Here is a 20,055-nt window from a genome sequence, read left to right as displayed (position 1 = left end):
CACCGCATGCAACGTCTCCGGTGACAATGCCATCGGTGTTGTGGTCGATCTCATCTACAAGAAGTTTATCCTCAGGGGCGCTCCGCTTCCGAAGGAAGACTGAGTTCTCCTGAATACCTAACCTACCATTTTTACCTGAGGCATTTCATTCTTAAAAATGAAATGCCTCGCATTTTTAAGAGGCTATATCCATGAACGTATTCAACATTATCGGCCCGATCATGATCGGACCCTCCAGTTCCCACACCGCAGGCGCCTGCCGTCTGGGCAGCGTTGTCAACAAGATTGCAGACGGCAGTCCGGTCACCGATGTCACCATCGAACTCTCCGGATCCTTTGCCCGGACCTACCGCGGCCACGGAACCGACCGTGCGATCCTTGCCGGAATCCTCGGTTTCAACAGCTGGGACGAGGATCTGCGGGACGCGATGGAGATCGCAACCGAGCGCGGCCTTCACTATGAATTCGTCCCGCACGACATCTCCGGGGCTCATCCGAACACCGCGCGCATCACCTACAAATGCGCAAACGGCAAATCCGGCTCCGTCACCGGCGCCAGCATCGGCGGCGGCAACATCCGCGTAGACAACATTGACGGTCTCTCCGTCAACTTCACCGGTGAGAGCACGACCCTTCTGATCCTCCACCGCGACACCCCGGGTGTCATCGCCAATGTCACCAATCTGATGTACTGGCGCTACGGCGATCTGAACATCGGAAACTTCCGCCTTTCCCGCCGTGAGCGCGGAGGCGAGGCGCTGATGACCATTGAGCTGGACCAGGTTCCTCCGGAGAAGCTCATCACCGACATCAAAAAGATGGATAACATTTCCAATGCCCTGCTGATCCCGGCAATTTAAGGGAAGTTCACCGGACCCGGCAAACGGAATTCAAACTTGATATATAGGAAAATAATCATGATAAATTACGATTCAATTCTGGAACTTGTCAATCTGGCCAACGACGCCGGCAAAAAGATCAGTGAGATCTGCCTTGCCGATCAGGCCAAAACTCTCGGAAAGACGGAAGACGAAGTCTACGCCACCATGGAGAAGAGCTTCGACGTCATGATGGAGTCCGCCAAATGGGGAGCGGCACCGGGACGCGTATCCACCTCCGGTCTCACCGGCGGAGAGGGCTACAGCATGACGCAGTATGCCGGCACCGGAAAGAGCATCATGGGCGGTTTTATGTCCCGCGCGGTTGCAACGGCTCTCTGCGTATCCAACACCAACGCGGCCATGGGCAGGATCGTTGCGACGCCCACCGCCGGCAGCTGCGGTATTCTCCCGGGATGTCTCATTCCCATGTATCTCGATAAGAAGGCGGAAAAACGGGACATCGTCATGTCCATCTTCACGGCGGCTGCCTTCGGCATGGTGATCGCGAAAAATGCGTGCATCGCCGGTGCTCAGGGAGGCTGTCAGGCCGAGTGCGGAAGCGCTTCCGGTATGGCTGCCGCCGCTCTTGTGGAGCTGATGGGCGGCACGCCGCAGCAGTGTGCGGATGCCCTCGGAGTTGCCATCGTCAACCAGATGGGCCTTGTATGCGATCCGGTGGCAGGTCTCGTCGAGATCCCGTGCATCAAGCGCAATGCTTCCGGTGTTGCCATCGCCTGCTCCTCCGCCGATATGATCCTCTCCGGCATCGACCTGAAAATCCCGGTAGACGAGTGTATCGACGCCATGCGGGAAGTCGGCGATTCCATGTCCAGCGATCTGAAGGAGACCGCGAACGGCGGTCTCGCTTCGACCCCCACCGGAAAACTGCTCCGGGAAAAGGTATTCGGAAAGCAGTAATCCCCGCCTTCCGTCTGCCCGGACATCACAGAGTCCGCAGACGGACTTTGACTCCTCTATCCTGACGAAAACGGCAGATGAATCGGATTCCCGGTTCACCTGCCGTTTCTGTTTCTATGGTCCTTTTTCTGTGAACCATCCGTCAAGAAACTACCGCCGGATGGTTTTGTTCAATTGATTTCGATCTTCATGGTATTGCAAAAATCCACCACATCGTTGACATAGGGAGCAAGATAGCGTCTTCCCCAGTTCTCCCGGATAAAATTCAGAAAAATCTCGCAGTCCTCCTCCGAGAACCCCCGCCATGCCTCCAGCGCGGCCTGCGGGATCTTCTTCTTCGTGAAGATTCCGAGACTCAGATACGTCCGGCTCGACTCCGTCTCAATCTTCGTGTAGACGTCCAAAACGCCCTGAAGCATATGTTCCATATATTCCCGGGTATAATCCTTCGGATTGGTCAGCACATACATGGATAAGTGCATCACCTCCGGCGCTACATTGATGCTTCCCGGAACATACTCATGCAGCTCAAGTCCATCTTTTCCCATACGTTTTTCCTGCTTTTTTAACTTTTTGTCTGCGAACATTATAATCGAGACCTGTGGGAAATACAACCGCCCGGGACGATCGTATTTTTCCCCTCCGATGCATTTTATGATTTCATCTTTTCCGTGCCGTTCCGCGATATTTTCGCTTTTCATTATGAGAAATGAAGGACCTGTGATATACTGTTGAGGACCCGCGGAACCGGGCTCATCATCTTACAGAAAATCAGAAAATATAAAGGAATCACCGCATGATAAAATTTGAGAATGTCTCCTTCAGCTTTCCGCAGAAGGATCTGTATGAAGATATCAGTTTCAGCATCGAGGCGGGCGATCATGCCGCTCTGATCGGCAGCAACGGCTGCGGAAAGAGTTCCCTGATCCGTCTGATCACCGACCGCGACCATTATACCTACGACGGAATCATCCGGATCGAACCGGGCTGCCGGATCAGCTGCATCCGCCAGTTTGTCGAGCACACCTCCGAAGAGATCACCTCGTTTGATTATCTGGCCGCTCCCTTCCTGTCCCTTTTTGCGCGCTTCGATGAGGTCTGCGCACGCCTTTGCGACGAGGAGGATCCGGAGCTCCAGACACAGTATGATTCTCTGATGTCGGAACTTGACAGCCTTGACGCATATAATTATGAGCCGAACATCCGGAAAATGCTCTCTTCCGCCGGTCTTGACAACATTGCGGACACTCCGGTCACCCGAATCAGCGGCGGCGAGTACAAGCTCCTCTGCATTCTCCGGAGCATGCTGATGAAACCGCAGCTCCTGATCATGGACGAGCCGGATGTCTTCCTCGATTTCGAAAACCTCGTCAGTCTGACCCGCATGATCAACCGCTACGACGGAACCATTCTCGCCGTAACCCACAGCCGGCTTCTTCTGAGCCAGTGTTTCGACAAGATTCTCGACATTGAAAACAAGGGAATCCGCGAGTTTCCCGGAACCTTTGCCGAGTACAGCACCTGGATTCTCGAGACCAAGATCGGTCTCTTTGAGCACTGCCGCGACTTTGACGAGTTTATCGAAAAACAGGAGGATATCGTAAAACGCGTCGGTGAGCTCGCTTCCGCGATGGCAATCCCTCGCCTTGGCCGCCAGGTCAAAGCAAGAGCCACCTACCTCGAGCGGTTGAAAAAAATGCGCGGCGAAGATCCGTTTCTGGAGGATCATCACCACGCATTCCGTTTTCTGACATCCGCTCAGGCGGACGGCACATCCGGCATATCACCCGCTGCCGGCGGGGACCTCGGCACCGGCAGTGCCTCTGCTCCCGCCATTGAGCTGAAGGATTTCTCGCTCTCCTACGACCGCGAGATTTTAAGCCATCTTTCCTTCTCCGTCCAAAAGGGTGAGAAAGTCGCTCTCGTCGGCGCCAACGGAACCGGAAAATCCAGCCTTCTCCGCGAGATTTATGCGATGCTGGAGAAGGATGTGCCGGGCAAAGCCGGTTATTTCCGTCAGGTCATTACCGAGCAGGACGGAGACCTTCTGTCCGGCGGCGAGCGGTGTCTTATGCAGCTGGAACGTCTCTGCGAGGAGCCGCATGACATCCTTCTTCTGGATGAGCCCACCAGCCATCTGGACATCCATGCGCAGATCGCCCTGGAGAAGGCCATCCGGGAGTACACGGGAACCGTCCTCATGGTTTCTCATGATCTGTTCGCCGTGACCGGAAGCACCGACCGCGTACTCATTCTGGAAAACGGCACCGTCCGCGAGATGAGCGGCCGGAGTTACCGCAAATCCGTCTATAGGAATTATTTTGACAGCGACGTCTTTGAGACCGAACGCCGCCGGATCGCAGCCGAGATCCGTGTCTCGAATCTGATCCGCGCCCGGAAATTCGATGAGGCACGCCGGGAACTCAGTGAATCTCTTTCTCTCTAAGTTCTTTCAGCGTATGCGTCGGCCACGCCTCTCCGGTTCTTGCCACGGTTTCCGCGTCCATGTTTATAATCGCCACATCCGGAAGCTCCTGGTCATAGAGCGTGAACTTGATCAGGTACATCTGTCCCTGTTCGGACAGAGTCTTAAACTGAAGGGAAATCAGCCCCTTGGTGCCGTCGATTGGTTTTGTCGCCATCGGATACCGGGATGTGGGCTCCTTGCTCTTCTTCGGGTCATACGCATACGTATAATAGGTCAGGACACCGCCTTCCGCCTTCACCCGGTCGATGATCGCATCGGCATCCGCCGGGGTCGCGTTGCGCGGAAGGAAATCATAGGTGATCTGATCTCCGAACTTGTATTGTTTGTCATCCTTATATGCGATGGCGGCCAGCGTCAGTCTGGTCTTATCGCCGGAAACGGTGCGTGAAGTGTCATTCAGGAAATTAAACAGCGTGAACTCCGTATCGTACCGTTTTCCGATCTTAAATCCCGTATAGGCCCATCCGTAGGGCTTGATTTTGGATCCGTCCCGGTCCAGATACGCCAGTTCTCTCCCGCAGGCAGCTTTGATGCTCTTGTTGACCTCCGCCTGCCGCGGCATATCCCCGATGTCAATGACATCCTTGCCGATCCGGAACTTCAGAAGACTTTCCGACGGATACCGGTCTTCCGCTTCCGTGGAAACAGTCTCCTCACCGGAAGAGTCTGCCGAAGAACTTCCGGATAAAACAGACGGGCCCGCGCAGCCCTGAAGGCATAACATGCCTGCCAGAAGGAGCGCAGCCCCGAAATGGAATAATCTGTGATTGGTTTTTCTTCTCATCCGCACACCCCTTATCTCACAGCATAAAGAACAAAGTCCGCAAGCGGACTTCGGCTCCCCATCCCCTCAATCCTGAGTGAAGCCTGACGGACTTTGGGCGTCACCGCCGGTCACCGTTATCTATCTTTATTATACCGTAATTCAAGGGTGTAGGCAAATGTCCCGGCCGGTTTCGATCAGGAAATTTTGGCTTCGGCCAGCTTCAGTGCCTCACCGATGTGCGGCGCGAAATTCTCTTCGCCAACCTGCCCGATCAGACCGAATTTTTCCATCGCCCGCCACGGCTGTTCATTGACATGGGAGAACACCATCTGTGTTCCATTGGCCGTGCAGCGGTCCACAAACTGGGAAAGGGACCGAAGGGCACTCGCATCGATTGCCGGAACACCACGCATCCGAAGGACAATGCATCTGGTGTCCGCATCCGGTGAGATTGCTGCCAGCTGGTCTGCATTTCCAAAGAACATCGGTCCGAAGATTTCAAATACCCGGATCTCCTTTGAAACACTGCGGAGAGCCTGTTCGTCCTCCGGCTTATCGCCGTCCGCCGGGTCAAAGTATTTCCATCCCATGACACCGGACTCATCGCTCATCCGCTTCATAAAGAGAATGCAAGCGAGAATCATGCCGACCTCGATGGCCATGACCAGATCAAAGATCACCGTCAGCGCAAAGGTAATCAGAAGAACGACAATATCGCTCTTCGGGGCGGTCTTTGTGAGAAGAACCACCATGCGCCAGCCGCTCATGTTGTAAGCAACCATAAACAGAATCGCCGCAATCGTCGGCATCGGAATCAGTGCCGCATACGGCATCAGAAATACCAGAACCAGAACCAGAATGACCGCATGGATCATGCCGGCAATCGGAGAGCGGCCTCCGTTTTTGATGTTCGCCGCAGTCCGGGCAATTGCGCCGGTGGCCGGAATACCTCCGAACAGTGCGGAACCGATGTTGCCGACGCCCTGCGCCACGAGTTCCATGTTGGAACGGTGCTTTCCGCCGACCATTCCGTCCGCAACGACGCAGGACAGAAGGGACTCGATCGCCGCCAGAATGGCAATCGTAAATCCATTTCCGGCCGCCGCATGGATTCCCTCAAAGGTAATCTCCGGAAGACGGAATGCCGGAAGCGCATTGCTGATGGAATAGAGATCTCCGATTGTATTGACTGGAAGACCAAGGCATTTCACCGCTGCACTGGCAGCGATTACCGCGATCAGAGATCCCGGGATCTTCTCGGAAACCTTCGGCCACACCATCAGAATCAGAAGACTGGCGATGCCGACCGCAAGCGCCGTCGGGTTCATTGTCCCGGAATTTCGCACAAGGGCCGTCAGTTTCTCCATGGTCTCAATCGCTACCGTTCCTTTCGGATAGGTAATTCCGAGAAAATCCTTCAGCTGACCGATGACAATCGTCACCGCAATTCCTGCCGTAAATCCCATCGTAATGGTATACGGAATATACCGGATCAGACTGCCGAAACGGAACAGTCCCATCAGAATCAGAAGGATGCCGGCAATCACGGTTGCCAGAACAAGTCCGTCCATCCCGTTCTTCATCACGATTCCCGCGACGATCGTGGCAAATGCCGCCGTCGGCCCCGCGATCTGAACCTGACTTCCGCCCAGCATGGAGATCAGGAATCCGGCCACAATCGCCGTATAGATACCCTGCTCCGGCCCGACACCGGACGCCAGCGCCAGTGCGATCGAAAGCGGCAGTGCAATGATGGCGACGATCAGTCCGGCCACCGCATCCGCCGCAAATTTCTGTGCCGTATACCCCTTTAGCGTCGTGAGAAGCATCGGCTTCAATTCATCTTTGTTCATCTTTTTTTCCTCGTAATCATTCGTTCCGTATGGTATCGCGCAGCCGGCACCAAAGACTCATGACAACATGAATTCCGGCCGGTTCCGCCGGATGTCCGCGCAGCCGGACCCCTTTGTCCGAATTAACGCAGACGGGTAAAATCATATCACAAAACGACCGGCCGGAACACCGGTTTTTCATGTCTTTTTCAAAACAAAGTCCGCAAGCGGACTTTGCGCGCCGCCGCTGGTCACCGTTAGGTGACAGCTTCCTTCCAGCGGCGTGCGCATCCTCGCGGAGCGTTATTGTTTCATAGGGAATTTCGGAGAAATTTCCTATGAAACAATAATAGATGCAGATATCAAAGTTAATTACTCCCTGATACCTGCACTTTTATGGTACGAAAAAAGCCTTGGGGACCGTTCCGGTCTTGACAAGCATTCCGAAAAGTTCTACCGTATAATTAGTTTAATAATTGCTGGGGGTGCCTTCGGGCTGAGAAATGTTGCGACATTACCCTTATCACTTGAACCGGACAATACCGGCGTAAGGAAGCAGATAAACTCCCGGCATCTTTTGTGCATGGGAGGTTTTTTTATGTCACTTTTGGTCAATTCTACTGTTGATGAGTGGGGCGGCATCACCTACACTCCGACTGCTGCCGGCTTTACAGCCATCGTTCTCGCCATACTCGCGCTCATGATTCTCGGATGCGGACTTTTCGGTCAGAACCAGAAGCTCAGCACCAGACAGCTTTCCGTCTCTTCTCTTGCGATCGCACTCGGCGTCATCACTTCAATGATTGAGCTCATCCATATGCCGATGGGAGGATCCGTCACCCTGTTCAGCATGCTGTTCATCGCTCTGATCGGATACTGGAACGGTCTCCGCCCCGGGATCATGACCGCGGTTGCTTACGGTCTTCTCCAGATGCTGATCAATCCCTATATCATCAGCGTTCCGCAGATGATCTGCGACTATCTCCTGGCCTTCGGCGCGCTGGGGCTTTCGGGTCTCTTCCGTCATTCCGCCCACGGACTGCTGAAGGGATACCTCGCCGCGGTTCTCGGACGTTATTGCTTTTCCGTTCTTTCGGGATGGATCTTTTTCGGCACCTATGCCTCCGACTACGGTTTCCGCAGTGCATTTCTGTATTCCCTTGCCTACAACGGGGCATACCTGGGACTGGAGGCACTGTTTACCGTAATTCTGATCTGCATCCCGAACGTACAGAACGCCCTCGGATATGTACGTCAGTTCACCGCGGATGACGCGGAGGACCGCAATGCGGCGTCCCGGCACCGGATCGCGTGATGTACCGCCGGCTACCGGCGGCACATCTCCAGTTCCGATTCGGTGAGGCCGTACAGCCGCCCGATCTTTTGTTCAATCACAGAGAGGATACCGTTCGTATCCTCTTCTTTTTTTCTCCGTAAAATCTCATCCACCAGCTTCACAATCTCCCTCTGCTCTTCCTCACTCGCCTCCGGGATCGGAATCTCCTCAATATGAGACCGGAGCAGCTTCACCGAACGGTATTTTTTCCTGCACCAGAACGAGACAACCGGGGAATTCAGTACCGCCAGAATATACCGGATCGAATACCCTTCCATTCTCGGAATCAGGATATTCGCGCTGTTCAGCGTAAGCAGCCCCCGGTCGTCGTAGGCAAAGGCCGGCGTCGTTCCGATAAACCGGTAGATCAGTTTTTCCTCCGCCCGGTAGAATTCCTCCCTGGCTGCCTGCTGAAGCCTTGCCCGGTCATACCGGAGATAGACTCCGCTGTCACGATATGTATATCGCTCAATGTCGCTGCCGCGAAGCACCATTTCGCTTCCGGGCACGCATTCCTCCGACAGAAATTCCCGGTTTGACCCGGTCACGATTCCGAGGGCAAAATCCGCATTGCCCTTCAGATAAACCCGTTCCGACTCCGGCCGGATCTTCCGCAGCACCCGTTCCTCTTCATCCGTCACGTCAAAATTCCAGTAATGATCCGTGAGATCCCGCGGAAGCCTGAGAATCCGCGTCTGTGTTCCGCAGGTGATCCGACAGCCGAGGCCGGCTTCCCCGATGTCACCGTTCTCTTCCGTTTCCCGTCGTTCCGCTCCCAGAAGGATTACCGGACAGGAGACGCCCCGGAACGCATTGCCGATGTAACACACAAACCGCAGACCGGTCTTTTGCCGCAGTATTTCCCGGATGGTCCGGTGGCGCCCCACATTCAGGATCGCCTCAGGAAGAACAAAACCGATCCGGGTATCCGGTCCGGCAAGACGGATCGACCGCTCCAGAAAGAGATCGTAGGATTCCGTTCCGTGGCGGGATGCGCACTGATACTCCCCCAGAAACGCCGCCTTTTCTTCTTCCGAATAGACATAACCCCACGGCGGATTTCCGACGATCAGATCGAATGTTCCGGGCACCGCATCGCGAAGATAGTCGCCGCAGCGGATGTGCTCCGCGAGCAGCCGTTCATCCCGGATACCGTTCAGCCGGAGATTCATTCTTGCAATTTTCACCGCATCCTCATCGATATCCATACCGTACAGATTCTCGAAGGGAATTCCTCTCCGTAGTGCCTCGAGAAGGAAATTGCCGGTACCGCAGCAGGGATCGATCATCCTTTTCTCCCGGATTCCGGGCGTCACCCGCTCCATCTCATCCATCATCTTCGCCACTGTCCTCTGCGGGGTATAATACAGTCCCGACGTTTTCCGGTCCGAATTTGCCTTCAAAGAGAGATAGACAAACCCGAGATAGTCCTGATACGGCACAAAGGAAGGACTGCCTTCGGTCTGCCGCCGCTTCCGCAGAAGCGCATACTGATCCCGCAGAATGTCCGGGATACGGCCTGCCTCCGCTCCCTCCGCCCGGAATGTTTCGAGGATGGCCCCGCAGACTGCCCGGTTCGTCCCGTCGTCCTCCAGATAATCCTCATAAAGATCACAGCCGCGCATGGCGCTCTTGTTTCTCCGCGCTGTCAGTTTGTCCAGACTCCCGTTTCGGATGGCTCCGACCGTTTTCTCTATTTCCGCCCGGGAAACCGTGCTTCCGTCGGAGGACAGTATTCCGCTGCGGATCCAGTTCCGCACGGTTGCGGGCGTGACAAAAAGCAGAGAAGCAGCCTCTGCGACACTGATTTTCTCGTCTCTCATGTCCCGCATCACTCTGCCTCCCTGCCTGTTTCGGTCCGGAATGTTCCGGAGATGTCTCTTTGCTTTCTGTCGATATTTTCGGTTTGATTCCTTTGTTTTTTTGATGTTTCTTTGATTTTTTACCTATCTTCCGGATTACTTCTCCGGATCATCCCGGATATTTTTCCTCTGTTTTCCGCAGAAGATGCCATTATGTCTGTTTCAGGCGCGATACTGTGCGGTTATTTTCCGGATCTCTTCCCGGGCAACAGGATCGGTATCCACCAGGGTTTCCGACGGACAGGCGAGATAAAATCCCTGAATCAGGTCCGCGCCGAGCCGGATGCAGGTTTCTGCCTCCTCTCTGGTCTCAACGCCTTCGGCAATGATCATCTTGCCTCTCTCATGGGCGTAATTCACGATATATTCCATGATTGCCTTTTTGTCCGGGTCGTTCTGATTGTCCTTGATAATGGCAATGTCGACTTTGATGTACTTTGGTGAAATCATCAGCAGCGCCTTCTCACTGTTGTATCCCGCTCCGTAATCATCCAGAGCCACTTCCATGCCCATTTCCCGGAGCGCCAGAATCTTGCGCTCCCATTTTTCCTGTGAAACCGCCTTCTCCTCGGTGATCTCCATGACCAGACGGTGAAGCTTGTCGTGATAGTTTGTGCTGAGATAATGCACCATTTCTCTGCTGATCGTCTGATCCGCAATCGAATTGTAGAACAGCCGAACATCCGGACTGCAGCCGCCCTGATCCGCCAGCCGGAAGAACGCCTCGATGGACTCCGGAACCATCACGTTCTCGATCTGATTCATCTTGGACTCCATCCGCGCCGTCTCGATCACCTCTGCCGGAGAGGAAAATGCCGGCTGATCCGGCCGCATCAGCGCCTCATAGGCATAGATCGTTCCGGTGGAAACCCGGAAAATCGGCTGGAACACAAAATGAAATTCCCTGTCTTCCAGAAGTTTGATCAGTCCGTCTTTCTTTCTGCGGACATCATCTTCTTCCTGATAGTTTTCGATATCAAATGTGACGAACTCGCCCTTCCGGTTTCGCTTCGCAATATAGAGAGCGGAATCGGCATAACGCATCAGCATCTCATAGTTTACCGCTTCCACCGGATACCACGCGATTCCGGCAGAGATCCGGACCTGTCTGCGCTGTCCGTCTCCGACCTCGATCTCCGCTCTGGAAAATGCCTCCTTCAGGCGGCTGATCTGCGCCTCGATCTCCTCCCGTCTCTCACCGTAATAGAATACGTTAAACTCATCGCCGGAAATTCGGGCGGAAAGCGCTTTGGCGGAGGAACACGCCATGATCGTCTTGGCCGCCGTGCGGATATAGGCATCGCCGTACTGATGGCCATAGGTATCATTGACACTCTTCAGATTATCCAGATCCATCATCAGGAGCGCACCGACGCCGAACTTCCGGTCTCCCGCCTCAAGAAGTTCCGTAATCTGTCTGCGGAACGCCCGTCGATTCAAAAGGCTTGTGAGAGCATCGTGGTCACGCTCAAAGATGATCATCCGGTTTCGCAGAAGAGACTGCGTGACATCCTTCGCAAAACCGTAGTGCATATGGTTTTCTTTTGCCTCACGCATACGGATGAAGCATTTTTTTCCGTCCCGCGTGATCTCATAGATTTCTCCGTTAATGCCACTGTCCTGCTCCACGATATGTTCGGAAAGCTCGCTTAAAATCGACCGGAACTCCATAATGCTCATCGACTGGAGATTCTCCGGAGTCTTCAGTCCGAAGACATCAAAGAATCCTTCGGTGATGAACAGCGTCTTCTGTTCATCATCGATCTGAAATCCGCCCAGCTTCTCCGAGGACATCTGAATGATCTTGGAGAACCGACGCCCGGACGCGATCACATCTTCACTCAGGCGCTCGACCTCGCCGGAGAGAACGTCGATTTCCCGGATTCCGGTTTTCGGAAGACAGATCTGGCCGGTGGGATCCGCCGTGCGGATTCTTCCGTTCAGCTGCGCGATCGGTTTCTGGATATGGTAGGAGATAAACACGCTGGCCGCGATTCCGAACAGAATCGTGGATCCGGCCGCGATCACAAACACCATGCGGACCAGATTCGGATATTTGGAAATGCTGTCGTTCTGAACGACCGCTCCCAGAACCCAGTTGACATTCGGATACGGAACATTGGAGCTGTAGATCTCCAGCGGAAGCGCGCGGCAGAAATATTCTCTGCTGTCCGGATGAAGAAACGCCTTCTCCGGCATCGGCTCCCTCTGATTGATCAGATCGCTGTGGATCGCGTCTTCAATTCCGCGGTCCGACGCAGCCCACGAAAAGTCGCCGGACCCGAAAAACGCGGCAAACGCTTCCTCTTTTTCTTCATGGTCCGGCTCAAGCCCGATAATATAGCACGCCCCCTCATCACCGGTCAGCTCCTTTTCCGGAAGAAGGGTACGGATATAATCCAGGGTGATATCCACTCCCAGCACTCCGTAGACCGTTCCATCCCGCAGAATCAGCGGAACGGAGTAAGTGATAAACGGCCTGTCTTCTCCGGCAAGCGAAGTCGCCGTTCCCCAGAAACCGAGGTCCTGCCAGTCATATTTCCCTTTATTGCGGAACGCGGTCTGATACGGCATATAAAAAAACGGGGACAGGGGCTGCTTTGCCGTTTCGAACTGAAAACACGGACTCCAGCCGATATCCGTGGAAATGCCGGTACTGCGGATGACCGCCGCAGGCGCCCGCTCCAGAAGAAAGTCGTTATTGCGTTCCGTCGGCGCGGAAAGCGGATCCTGATCGCGGATATAGACTCCCTGTTTGTCCAGAAGCGTTCCGTTTCTCTCGATTTCGTCCAGATCGTCCGTATTGAGGATGATATAGGCGCCCGTCACACGGCTTGCCCGCATGATGCCCACCAGTTTTTCGGCCGCCTCCGTGAGAAACTCGTTGACACGTCCTCCCGGACGATTCAGTTCTTCCAGAGTGATCTCCCTCCGGAGAAGCTTTGCCCGCATAAGGCGGTTGATCTCCTCAACCTCCAGAGAGATGTTCATCCAGTTTTTCTGCATCATGGACTCGATATAATTCTTACGGGCGCTCAGCCTTCCCTCGACCACATCAACGGCATACTGCGTTACCCGCCGGTTCAGGTCTGAAATCCCGAATGCGGCGTACAGAATGGCAGCCTCGATGAAGAGCATCGTCATCAGAGGAATCAGAATTCTCCGGAATATCGGCATATCATGCTTCGAATGATTCTTCGTCATCGCAATTCTTCCAATTCTTTCTTTGTCTTCTCATACCATCGGTCAAAATTGTCGCTCGTGTCGTATCTCGCCACCGCTTCTTTTCTCCGCATACCCTGCTTCATCAGCTCTTCGATCGATTCCCGGTCAATCTCCGCCTGGTCCCGGAGCGCCGTTTCCAGATGAACGCGGAGCTTCGCACTGTTATGCATCGGCGAGTTATTATACATTTTATTTGTATTTACGGTGTCCATCGCCGTCTTCAGCGTCCTGCGGACCAGTTCCGGCGCATCGCTTCCTTCGAGAAGCTTCGGATTATTTGCCTCGGTCTTTACCGGAAGGTAGCTGGTAGCAAGCGAAAAACGGATATTGTTCTCCGTCTCTGTGAACCATTTGAGAAATTCCACCGCAGCCTTTTCCTTCGCTTCATCCGACGCCGTCAGGGCCATTCCGGCTCCCTGCTCCACGGCATACCGCTCTCCGTCCTCAAACTTCGGCACTTCCAGGATCTCCAGTTCGATGGGATAGGTGGAATTATCGGGCCGGGTCACGGTTCCGGAGGCAAAGGTCACACCCGCACTCGATCCCACAAATGACAGTATGGTTCCCAGCTTCAGATCGTCGTTCCGGAACCGTCCCGACGCGGCAAAATACCCGTTGATGAACGGAACATAATAATTGTCCCAGAGTTTTCGCATCACTTTTTTGTCAAAATGAATCTCCGCGCGTCCGCTTTCACCCCGGGTGAGAATCTCCTCTCCGAGCTGAGCCGCGCCGACCATACAGTAGTTGGCAAGAGAGTCCCTTCCGAAAAAAGCGGAACCGTCATCGGGCTCATCCGTCTTCCGGTCGGTCCAGTCATAGTATTCTTCCGCCAGGCTGACAATGCCTTCTGTCGTGTCCAGTTTCTTTGGATCCGCCCCGGTTTCCGCGGCAAACAGGTCCCAGTCTGTCTTGTTCAGAACCAGCACCTCCGTCGCTTTTGCCACAGGAAAGATCTTCAGTTCGCCTTTCTCCGACAGATCGCCGTCCTCCATATAGCGTTGGACATATTCCTTTTTTTCCGATTCGGTGAGAAGCGGAGCCATGTCTTTCAGAATTCCCCGGGCATCCAGTTCCTTTGCCGTATCCGGATAGACCGGAAAAAGGTCCGGCACCACGGTGGAACCTACTTTCCTGTCCACAGCCGCCCATAAGGAATCCTCAAGATCTTCCAGCGATCCCTGGCTCGTAGACTCAACGCGGATCCCTTTCTCCTGTCCGACGGTGTCATTGAATTCCTGAACCAGCGCATTAAAACACTCCAGCTGCTGTCCGCTGTAGTAATTCCACAGAATGATCTTTGTGGTAGTCTTATCCTGCACCGCGTTCGCCGCTGTTTTTTTGCCCGACGCACATCCGGCAGAACACACCGACAGCGCGGCAAGCAGAACCATTCCGATGCCGCGTTTCCAAAGTGCTCCTCTACACATATCCCGAACATTCATATCCGACCTCCGTGTCAATCCGGACATACCGTCGGACGGCGTGCCTTCCCGTCCGCAGTGACCGCGAGATGCGACAATCTCACCCCTGTCGTCCGATCCAGTGTCTATTAATATTATCGGCATTCCATCAGGTTAAATAATTGTTTTTGTGCAAAAATGCCGCAGAGAACCGGCATTTTTGCGGTCTCTGCGGCATGATTCGTCGCTGTCTGGATATTTATTCTTGGAATAGCTCCCGGACTGTCTGAATACATATATTCTTCGATTACGATCCGATCTCTCGCTGATCCACGGTATAATCTTCCCCGAAAAGAACTTTCTCCGGTGTGACCGGAAGCGAGAAGATCCGTCTGCCCACTGCCTGATATACTGCCTCGGCGATGGACGGTCCCGGCGTGTTGATAACAACCTCACCGATGGACTTTGCGCCGAAGGGACCGGATCCCTCATAGCTGCTCTCAAACTCAATATTCAGGTGTCCGATGTCATTTCTCGTCGGAATGCGGTACTGCATCAGGCTGTCCTGCATCATGCGGCCGCGGCGGTTATAATCGACGCGCTCGGTGAGCGCCATGCCGATGCCCTGCAGGACACCGCCCTCGGTCTGAACTCTCGCCAGCGCCGGGTTCAGCGGTGTGCCGCAGTCAACCACGCCGTAGAAGTTCTCTGTCCTGACCTCACCGGTCTCCGGATCGGTGATCAGTTCTGCCACACTGGCCATAAACGGCGGCGGGGAGGTCGGAGAGGTGTTGCTCACGGTCACTTCCACCGCGTTGGTATTGTTGCACATGGAGCGGGTTGCAATGTCGGTCATCGATACGGCCTGCTCGCCGCAGCGGACGCAGGTACCGTCAAAATCACAGTTTTCCGCAGGCACGCCCAGCATTTCCGCTCCCATCCGTACAATGCGGCTCCGGAGTTCAAGCGCGCACTTTTCCACCGCTTTTCCGGTGACATACGCCGTGCTGGACGCATAAGAACCGGAATCGTACGGGGACGTATCCGTATCCGCGCCGCTGGTCACAACCTTGTCCAGCGGGCACTCCAGCACTTCCGCCGCCACCTGCGCCAGCGTCGTGTCGCAGCCGGTTCCCATATCCGCCGCGGCGATGCGCAGAATATAGAAGCCGTCATCATTTAATTTCAGAGACGCACTCCCGACATCGACGCCGGAGATACCCGATCCCTGCATGGTGATTGCACAGCCCATGGAGCGTATTCTTCCATCCGGAAGAACCTCACGGTGCGGTTTTACATCCCATCCGCTGATTCTCCGGACATGCTCGACGCAGCGGTCCAACGCGCAGCTCGTCGCCGTCTCACCGTAATACGCCGGCATCACATCGCCCTGATGAATGATATTCTTGACGCGAAGCTCAAACGGATCGATGCCGAGGCGGTCCGCCAGCTCATTAACCGCAGATTCCACAGCAAAACAGCCCTGCGTCGCACCGTAGCCGCGATATGCGCCGGCCGACATGACATTGGTGTAAACCACGTCATTGACAAACCGGAAGGCCTCCGCTTTCCCGTACAGCGGGATGGTCTTGTGGCCGGACAGCCCCACTGTCGTCGGTCCGTGCTCGCCGTAGGCTCCGGTATTGCTGAGGGTGTAGAGATCGATGGCGCGGATCCGTCCATCTTTACTGGCCCCCAGACGGACGTGAAGTTCCATCTCATGGCGCGGAGAGGACGCGATCTGGCTCTCTTCTCTCGTAAAGATCAGTTTTGACGGCCGTTTCAGCATCCAGGTGACCATCGCCGGGTACACTTCGCTCACCGCGGTCTGCTTTGCACCGAAACCGCCGCCGATCCGAGGCTTCCGGACATGAATCTTCGACTTCGGAATGTGAAGCGCATTGGCGACAATGCGGCGGACATGGAACACGATCTGCGTGGAACTGATGATGTTCAGTCTTCCGTACTCATCAATATCACAGTACGTGCGGAAGGTCTCCATCATCGCCTGCTGACTCGCCGGAGTATGGTACACACGGTCGATCACGACGTCACAGTCGGCCAGCACCTTCTCCACATCGCCCTCGCCGCACTCGTCATGGGCGCAGAGATTTCTCTTGTTGTCTGCATTGGCGGCCGCCACGAGAGCCTCCCAGTTTTCTTCCGGATGAACCAGAACCGGGTTGTCTTTTGCCTTCCGGTAGTCCAGAACCGCCGGAAGCACCTGATATTTCACCTTCACCAGACGCATGGCTTTCTCCACCGCCTCAAGGGTCTCTCCGGCGAGGACCGCCACCACGTCACCCGCAAACCGGACATGCCGGTCGATCAGAAGGCGGTCGTGGGGGCTGAACTCCGGATATGTCTGTCCTGCCTGTGTATACCGCTTTGCGTTCTGATCCACGTCCTTCCAGGTAAAGATCCGGACCATTCCCGGTACTTTCATCGCCGCCTCGGTCTGAATCTCTTCCACCACCGCATTCGCGTGGGGGGAGCGGAGAAGTTTTACCGCAAGGCAGTTCTTCGGCGTGATGTCATCCACGTAGACCGGTTTTCCGGTCACGAGCTGCATCGCATCCTTTTTCCGGAACGCGTGATTGACAACCTTCAGCTCATCCCGTTTTTTTTGCGCATCTTCCGCATCCTGCTCCATCTGACGGCGGCATTTTTCCCACTCTTCAGGGGACTGCGCTCTCTTCAGGATTCCGTTGTCGTAGACAGCTCCGTCCGAGAAGATTCCCTTTGCATTCTTCTGATCCGCCATCACTGTGCCTCCTTTGCCGCGCATTCCGCCTCGTTCGTCTCTTCCTTTTTTCCGCGTCCCTCGTAGAGACCGCGGCTGTATTTCCAGTCAAGATAATTTTTTACCGCTCTCAGCTGACTCTCGTATCCGGTGCAGCGGCACAGATTCCCGGAAAGATATTCCTTGATCTCATCCTCCGTCGGATCCGGATTCTCCCGAAGCATTGCGATGGTGTTCATCACCATGCCCGGATTGCAGAATCCGCACTGTTCCGCGCCCTGATCTGCAAGAAAACCGCCGAACTCCGCCGCTTCTTCCTGAAGTCCTTCCAGTGTGGTGACCCTTCGGCCGTCCGCTCCCGCAGCCAGAACAGAACAGGAAAGAACCGGCACATCGTCCAGAAAAACCGTGCAGAGGCCGCAGGACGTCGTCTCACAGCCGCATTTTACGCTATAGCAGCCTTGTGTCCGGACAAAATCAAGAAGTGTCATGCCGGGATCGATCTCGGATGCGACCTTTTTCCCGTTTAAAACCATACTGACGATCATGCCTTTACCCCTTTCTCTTCCTTCTGCAAGGTACTGTTCTTCGTTCTGTCCTTCTCTCCCGCACCGGCGGTCTCACCGCATTCCGATGCGCCTTTACCGGCGTTTTTCTCCGGATCCGCCGGCTTCTTTGCTCCGGCGAGGGTGCGGAGAATCCGTGCGGTCTCCACACCGACAAGAGCACTCCGGTAGCGGCTGCTTCCCCGCATATTGCTTCCGGTTTTAACGGTCTTCTTTGCCTCCTCCGCATAAGCCCGGATTGTCTCCTCCGACAGAAGCGGCGTCTCTTCGCTGCGCTCCGCAAATGCTCTCTCCGCCTTCCAGCTCTCTGCAGCCGGAACCCGCTCTGCTCTCTGGGGCTTTGCGCCGATCACCAGACGGATCGATCCATCCTCCAGAAGAGTTCCCGCTGCGGTCAGCGCCGGAAAATCCGTCGACGCATTCGTGCGCACCGACTCATATGCCGCATGGAGTTTTTCCTTCCGGATGATGACCCGCGTCAGAATGTCGCGGTCCGGTTTTGCCGCGGCAAACTCCGGCAGCGGAACGAGCTCGGTTTTCTCATTTCCGCGGTACATCTCAACATAGGTGTCGAGAGAAAGGAACAGGGTCAGCACATCGGAAAAACCGAACCGGCCGAAAATGCTGCCGCCGACGGTGGCCAGATTCCGGAACTGCACGCCGATGATGTGACAGACTGCCGCCTTCGCCGCGCCCTCCGTATACCGCTCCATGATCTCACTGGTCTCCAGCGCCCGGAGCGTCACCATGCAGCCGATCCGGATCTCCTCTTCCGTCTCCTCAATCCGGTCAAGTCCGAGCCCCGACAGATCGACAAACGTGCCCGCCGGATTGCGGCGCAACCGCAGCCATGTCATGCCGCCCGCCGTCCGGGTGCTTTTTTTCTGATTCAGTTCCCATGCTTCCTGCAGGGACTGTACTTTCTTATATTCACTGATTCGAAACATCTATATCCTCCGGTCTGTCGATATCATTTAGTTCTTCGAGAGCCTGTGCCTCCACCACATGAATCGGGAGTCCGCTTTTTCTTGCCGCTTCCCGCCCGCCGGTATCTCCGGTGACTGCAAGAAGCGCAGGAAAGGTGCTCTCCGGGAAAATCATCGGGCTTCCGACGGTTCCGTCTTTTCCGAGCCGGGTCAGATCGTCCGGATGCCGCAGAAACTCCCACACCAGCCGTTCCATCGTGGCGGTACGGATATACGGCTGATCACAGGGAAGAAAGAGGATCCCCCGGCATTTTCCCGCGGATTGTTCCATACAGTCCTTCGTCCCGAGGCGGACCGTATCGCTCTGATCCGGAAACGGATTCATCACCGTCCGCATATCCCTCATCCGGGCCATCTCCGCAATCTCCGGATAACGCGTCACAACCACCGTATTTTTCCGCATCGCAGCAGGCACCGCATCCAGCGTGCGTTCCGCTATCGTCCGCCCTCCGAGATCCGCAAGGAGCTTATTGGACCCGAATCTGCGGCCGTATCCGGATGCCATGACGACAACGGAGACATCGGAAAGATCCTCTTGTTTCCCCGAAGCCTCCATTTTCCGCCCGGCCCCTCCGGAAGCATTTTTGTCCGGGACACCGTCCTCCGCTTTCACGCCGAAAATATCCCGGTAGTACCGCATTCCGCAGCTGTGGACCTGACTCTCCCACCGCTCATATTTTTCAAGGAATTCCGTCCCCTCTTTCGTGAGAACGCTTCCTCCGCCGGATTTCCCGCCGGCCTTTCCGGAAAGAAGCGGAAATCCCAGATTCTGCTCTGCCGTGCGCATGATCCGCATCGCCTTCGAGTAAGCCATACTCATGCTTTTGGACGCGGCATGAAGACTCCCGGTATCCCGGACACGCCGCAGCAGCTCCGCCGGTCCCGGGCCAAAGATTTTCTCCCCGTTTTCTTCACAGATCTGAACCTGAATTTTAGGGTTCAACTCACTCACCTCCGCCGTTCCTTCCGCACCCGCCGTTACCTCCGCCCATTTTAACTGAAAATGCTTTACAAAGGAAGCAAAAGCGTTATACTTTTACCGGTATAAC

Annotated in this window: 14 protein-coding genes and 1 riboswitch; of the genes, 4 read left to right on the top strand and 10 right to left on the bottom strand. The window is 55.0% G+C overall.

From position 1 onward, the window contains the following. Positions 1–191 precede the first annotated feature (191 nt). The gene (gene sdaAB / locus BMW41_RS09720; RefSeq protein WP_031472198.1) at positions 192–860 is read left to right on the top strand and encodes an L-serine ammonia-lyase, iron-sulfur-dependent subunit beta; all 669 of its coding nucleotides are present in this window, start codon (positions 192–194) and stop codon (positions 858–860) included. A gap of 57 nt (positions 861–917) precedes the next feature. Beyond that, entirely contained in the window at positions 918–1,799 is an 882-nt protein-coding gene (sdaAA, locus tag BMW41_RS09715; protein WP_074649905.1) for an L-serine ammonia-lyase, iron-sulfur-dependent, subunit alpha, read from the top strand. A gap of 170 nt (positions 1,800–1,969) precedes the next feature. On the opposite strand, the gene BMW41_RS09710 is transcribed toward sdaAA, so the two are convergent. Continuing rightward, the gene (locus BMW41_RS09710) at positions 1,970–2,347 is read right to left on the bottom strand and encodes a hypothetical protein (RefSeq protein ID WP_143050848.1); all 378 of its coding nucleotides are present in this window, start codon (positions 2,345–2,347) and stop codon (positions 1,970–1,972) included. Between the two features lie 248 nt (positions 2,348–2,595). Here BMW41_RS09710 and BMW41_RS09705 point away from each other — a divergent pair, with 248 nt between their 5' ends. After that, positions 2,596–4,245: an ATP-binding cassette domain-containing protein gene (locus tag BMW41_RS09705; protein WP_074649903.1), complete on the top strand. Its 1,650-nt coding sequence runs from the start codon at positions 2,596–2,598 to the stop codon at positions 4,243–4,245. On the opposite strand, the gene BMW41_RS09700 is transcribed toward BMW41_RS09705, so the two are convergent. Both BMW41_RS09700 and BMW41_RS09695 read right to left on the bottom strand, forming a co-directional pair. Next, complete coding sequence (locus BMW41_RS09700; RefSeq protein WP_074649902.1) at positions 4,223–5,071, bottom strand: hypothetical protein; 849 nt, start codon at positions 5,069–5,071, stop codon at positions 4,223–4,225. The genes BMW41_RS09705 and BMW41_RS09700 overlap by 23 nt on opposite strands. 176 nt (positions 5,072–5,247) lie before the next feature. Next, the gene (locus BMW41_RS09695) at positions 5,248–6,906 is read right to left on the bottom strand and encodes a SulP family inorganic anion transporter (RefSeq protein WP_074649901.1); all 1,659 of its coding nucleotides are present in this window, start codon (positions 6,904–6,906) and stop codon (positions 5,248–5,250) included. A 450-nt stretch (positions 6,907–7,356) separates the two neighbouring features. Continuing rightward, a riboswitch (TPP riboswitch) is annotated at positions 7,357–7,456 on the top strand. 27 nt (positions 7,457–7,483) lie between these two features. Between BMW41_RS09695 and BMW41_RS09690 the strand changes: the two genes are divergently transcribed. Further along, entirely contained in the window at positions 7,484–8,200 is a 717-nt protein-coding gene (locus tag BMW41_RS09690; RefSeq protein WP_074649900.1) for an energy-coupled thiamine transporter ThiT, read from the top strand. Between the two features lie 11 nt (positions 8,201–8,211). Here BMW41_RS09690 and BMW41_RS09685 read toward each other — a convergent pair whose 3' ends face one another. The 7 genes from BMW41_RS09685 to BMW41_RS14180 form a co-directional block, all read right to left on the bottom strand. Continuing rightward, the gene (locus BMW41_RS09685; RefSeq protein WP_074649899.1) at positions 8,212–10,053 is read right to left on the bottom strand and encodes a TaqI-like C-terminal specificity domain-containing protein; all 1,842 of its coding nucleotides are present in this window, start codon (positions 10,051–10,053) and stop codon (positions 8,212–8,214) included. A 192-nt stretch (positions 10,054–10,245) separates the two neighbouring features. Beyond that, on the bottom strand, positions 10,246–13,287 hold the full coding sequence (locus tag BMW41_RS09680; RefSeq protein WP_074649898.1) for an EAL domain-containing protein: 3,042 nt from the start codon (positions 13,285–13,287) through the stop codon (positions 10,246–10,248). Further along, positions 13,284–14,753 carry an extracellular solute-binding protein gene (locus tag BMW41_RS09675; RefSeq protein WP_177171216.1) on the bottom strand — a complete coding sequence of 490 codons (1,470 nt, stop codon included), beginning with the start codon at positions 14,751–14,753 and terminating at the stop codon, positions 13,284–13,286. Before BMW41_RS09675 ends, BMW41_RS09680 begins: the two co-directional genes overlap by 4 nt. A gap of 265 nt (positions 14,754–15,018) precedes the next feature. Beyond that, the gene (locus BMW41_RS09670) at positions 15,019–17,322 is read right to left on the bottom strand and encodes a xanthine dehydrogenase family protein molybdopterin-binding subunit (RefSeq protein ID WP_074649908.1); all 2,304 of its coding nucleotides are present in this window, start codon (positions 17,320–17,322) and stop codon (positions 15,019–15,021) included. Positions 17,323–17,474: 152 nt separating this feature from the next. Continuing rightward, complete coding sequence (locus BMW41_RS09665) at positions 17,475–18,002, bottom strand: (2Fe-2S)-binding protein (protein ID WP_074649897.1); 528 nt, start codon at positions 18,000–18,002, stop codon at positions 17,475–17,477. Next, complete coding sequence (locus BMW41_RS09660; protein ID WP_074649896.1) at positions 17,999–18,967, bottom strand: FAD binding domain-containing protein; 969 nt, start codon at positions 18,965–18,967, stop codon at positions 17,999–18,001. The genes BMW41_RS09665 and BMW41_RS09660 overlap by 4 nt, the downstream gene beginning before the upstream one ends. Then, positions 18,951–19,949: an NTP transferase domain-containing protein gene (locus BMW41_RS14180; RefSeq protein WP_083378879.1), complete on the bottom strand. Its 999-nt coding sequence runs from the start codon at positions 19,947–19,949 to the stop codon at positions 18,951–18,953. Before BMW41_RS14180 ends, BMW41_RS09660 begins: the two co-directional genes overlap by 17 nt. Between the last annotated feature and the right edge of the window lie 106 nt (positions 19,950–20,055).

The sequence above is a fragment of the [Clostridium] aminophilum genome, from assembly GCF_900101295.1.
Taxonomy (GTDB): Bacteria; Bacillota; Clostridia; order Lachnospirales; family Lachnospiraceae; genus Clostridium_R; species Clostridium_R aminophilum_A.
Note: the sequence above shows the minus strand (reverse complement) of the source record. Positions and strands in the feature narration are given on the sequence as shown.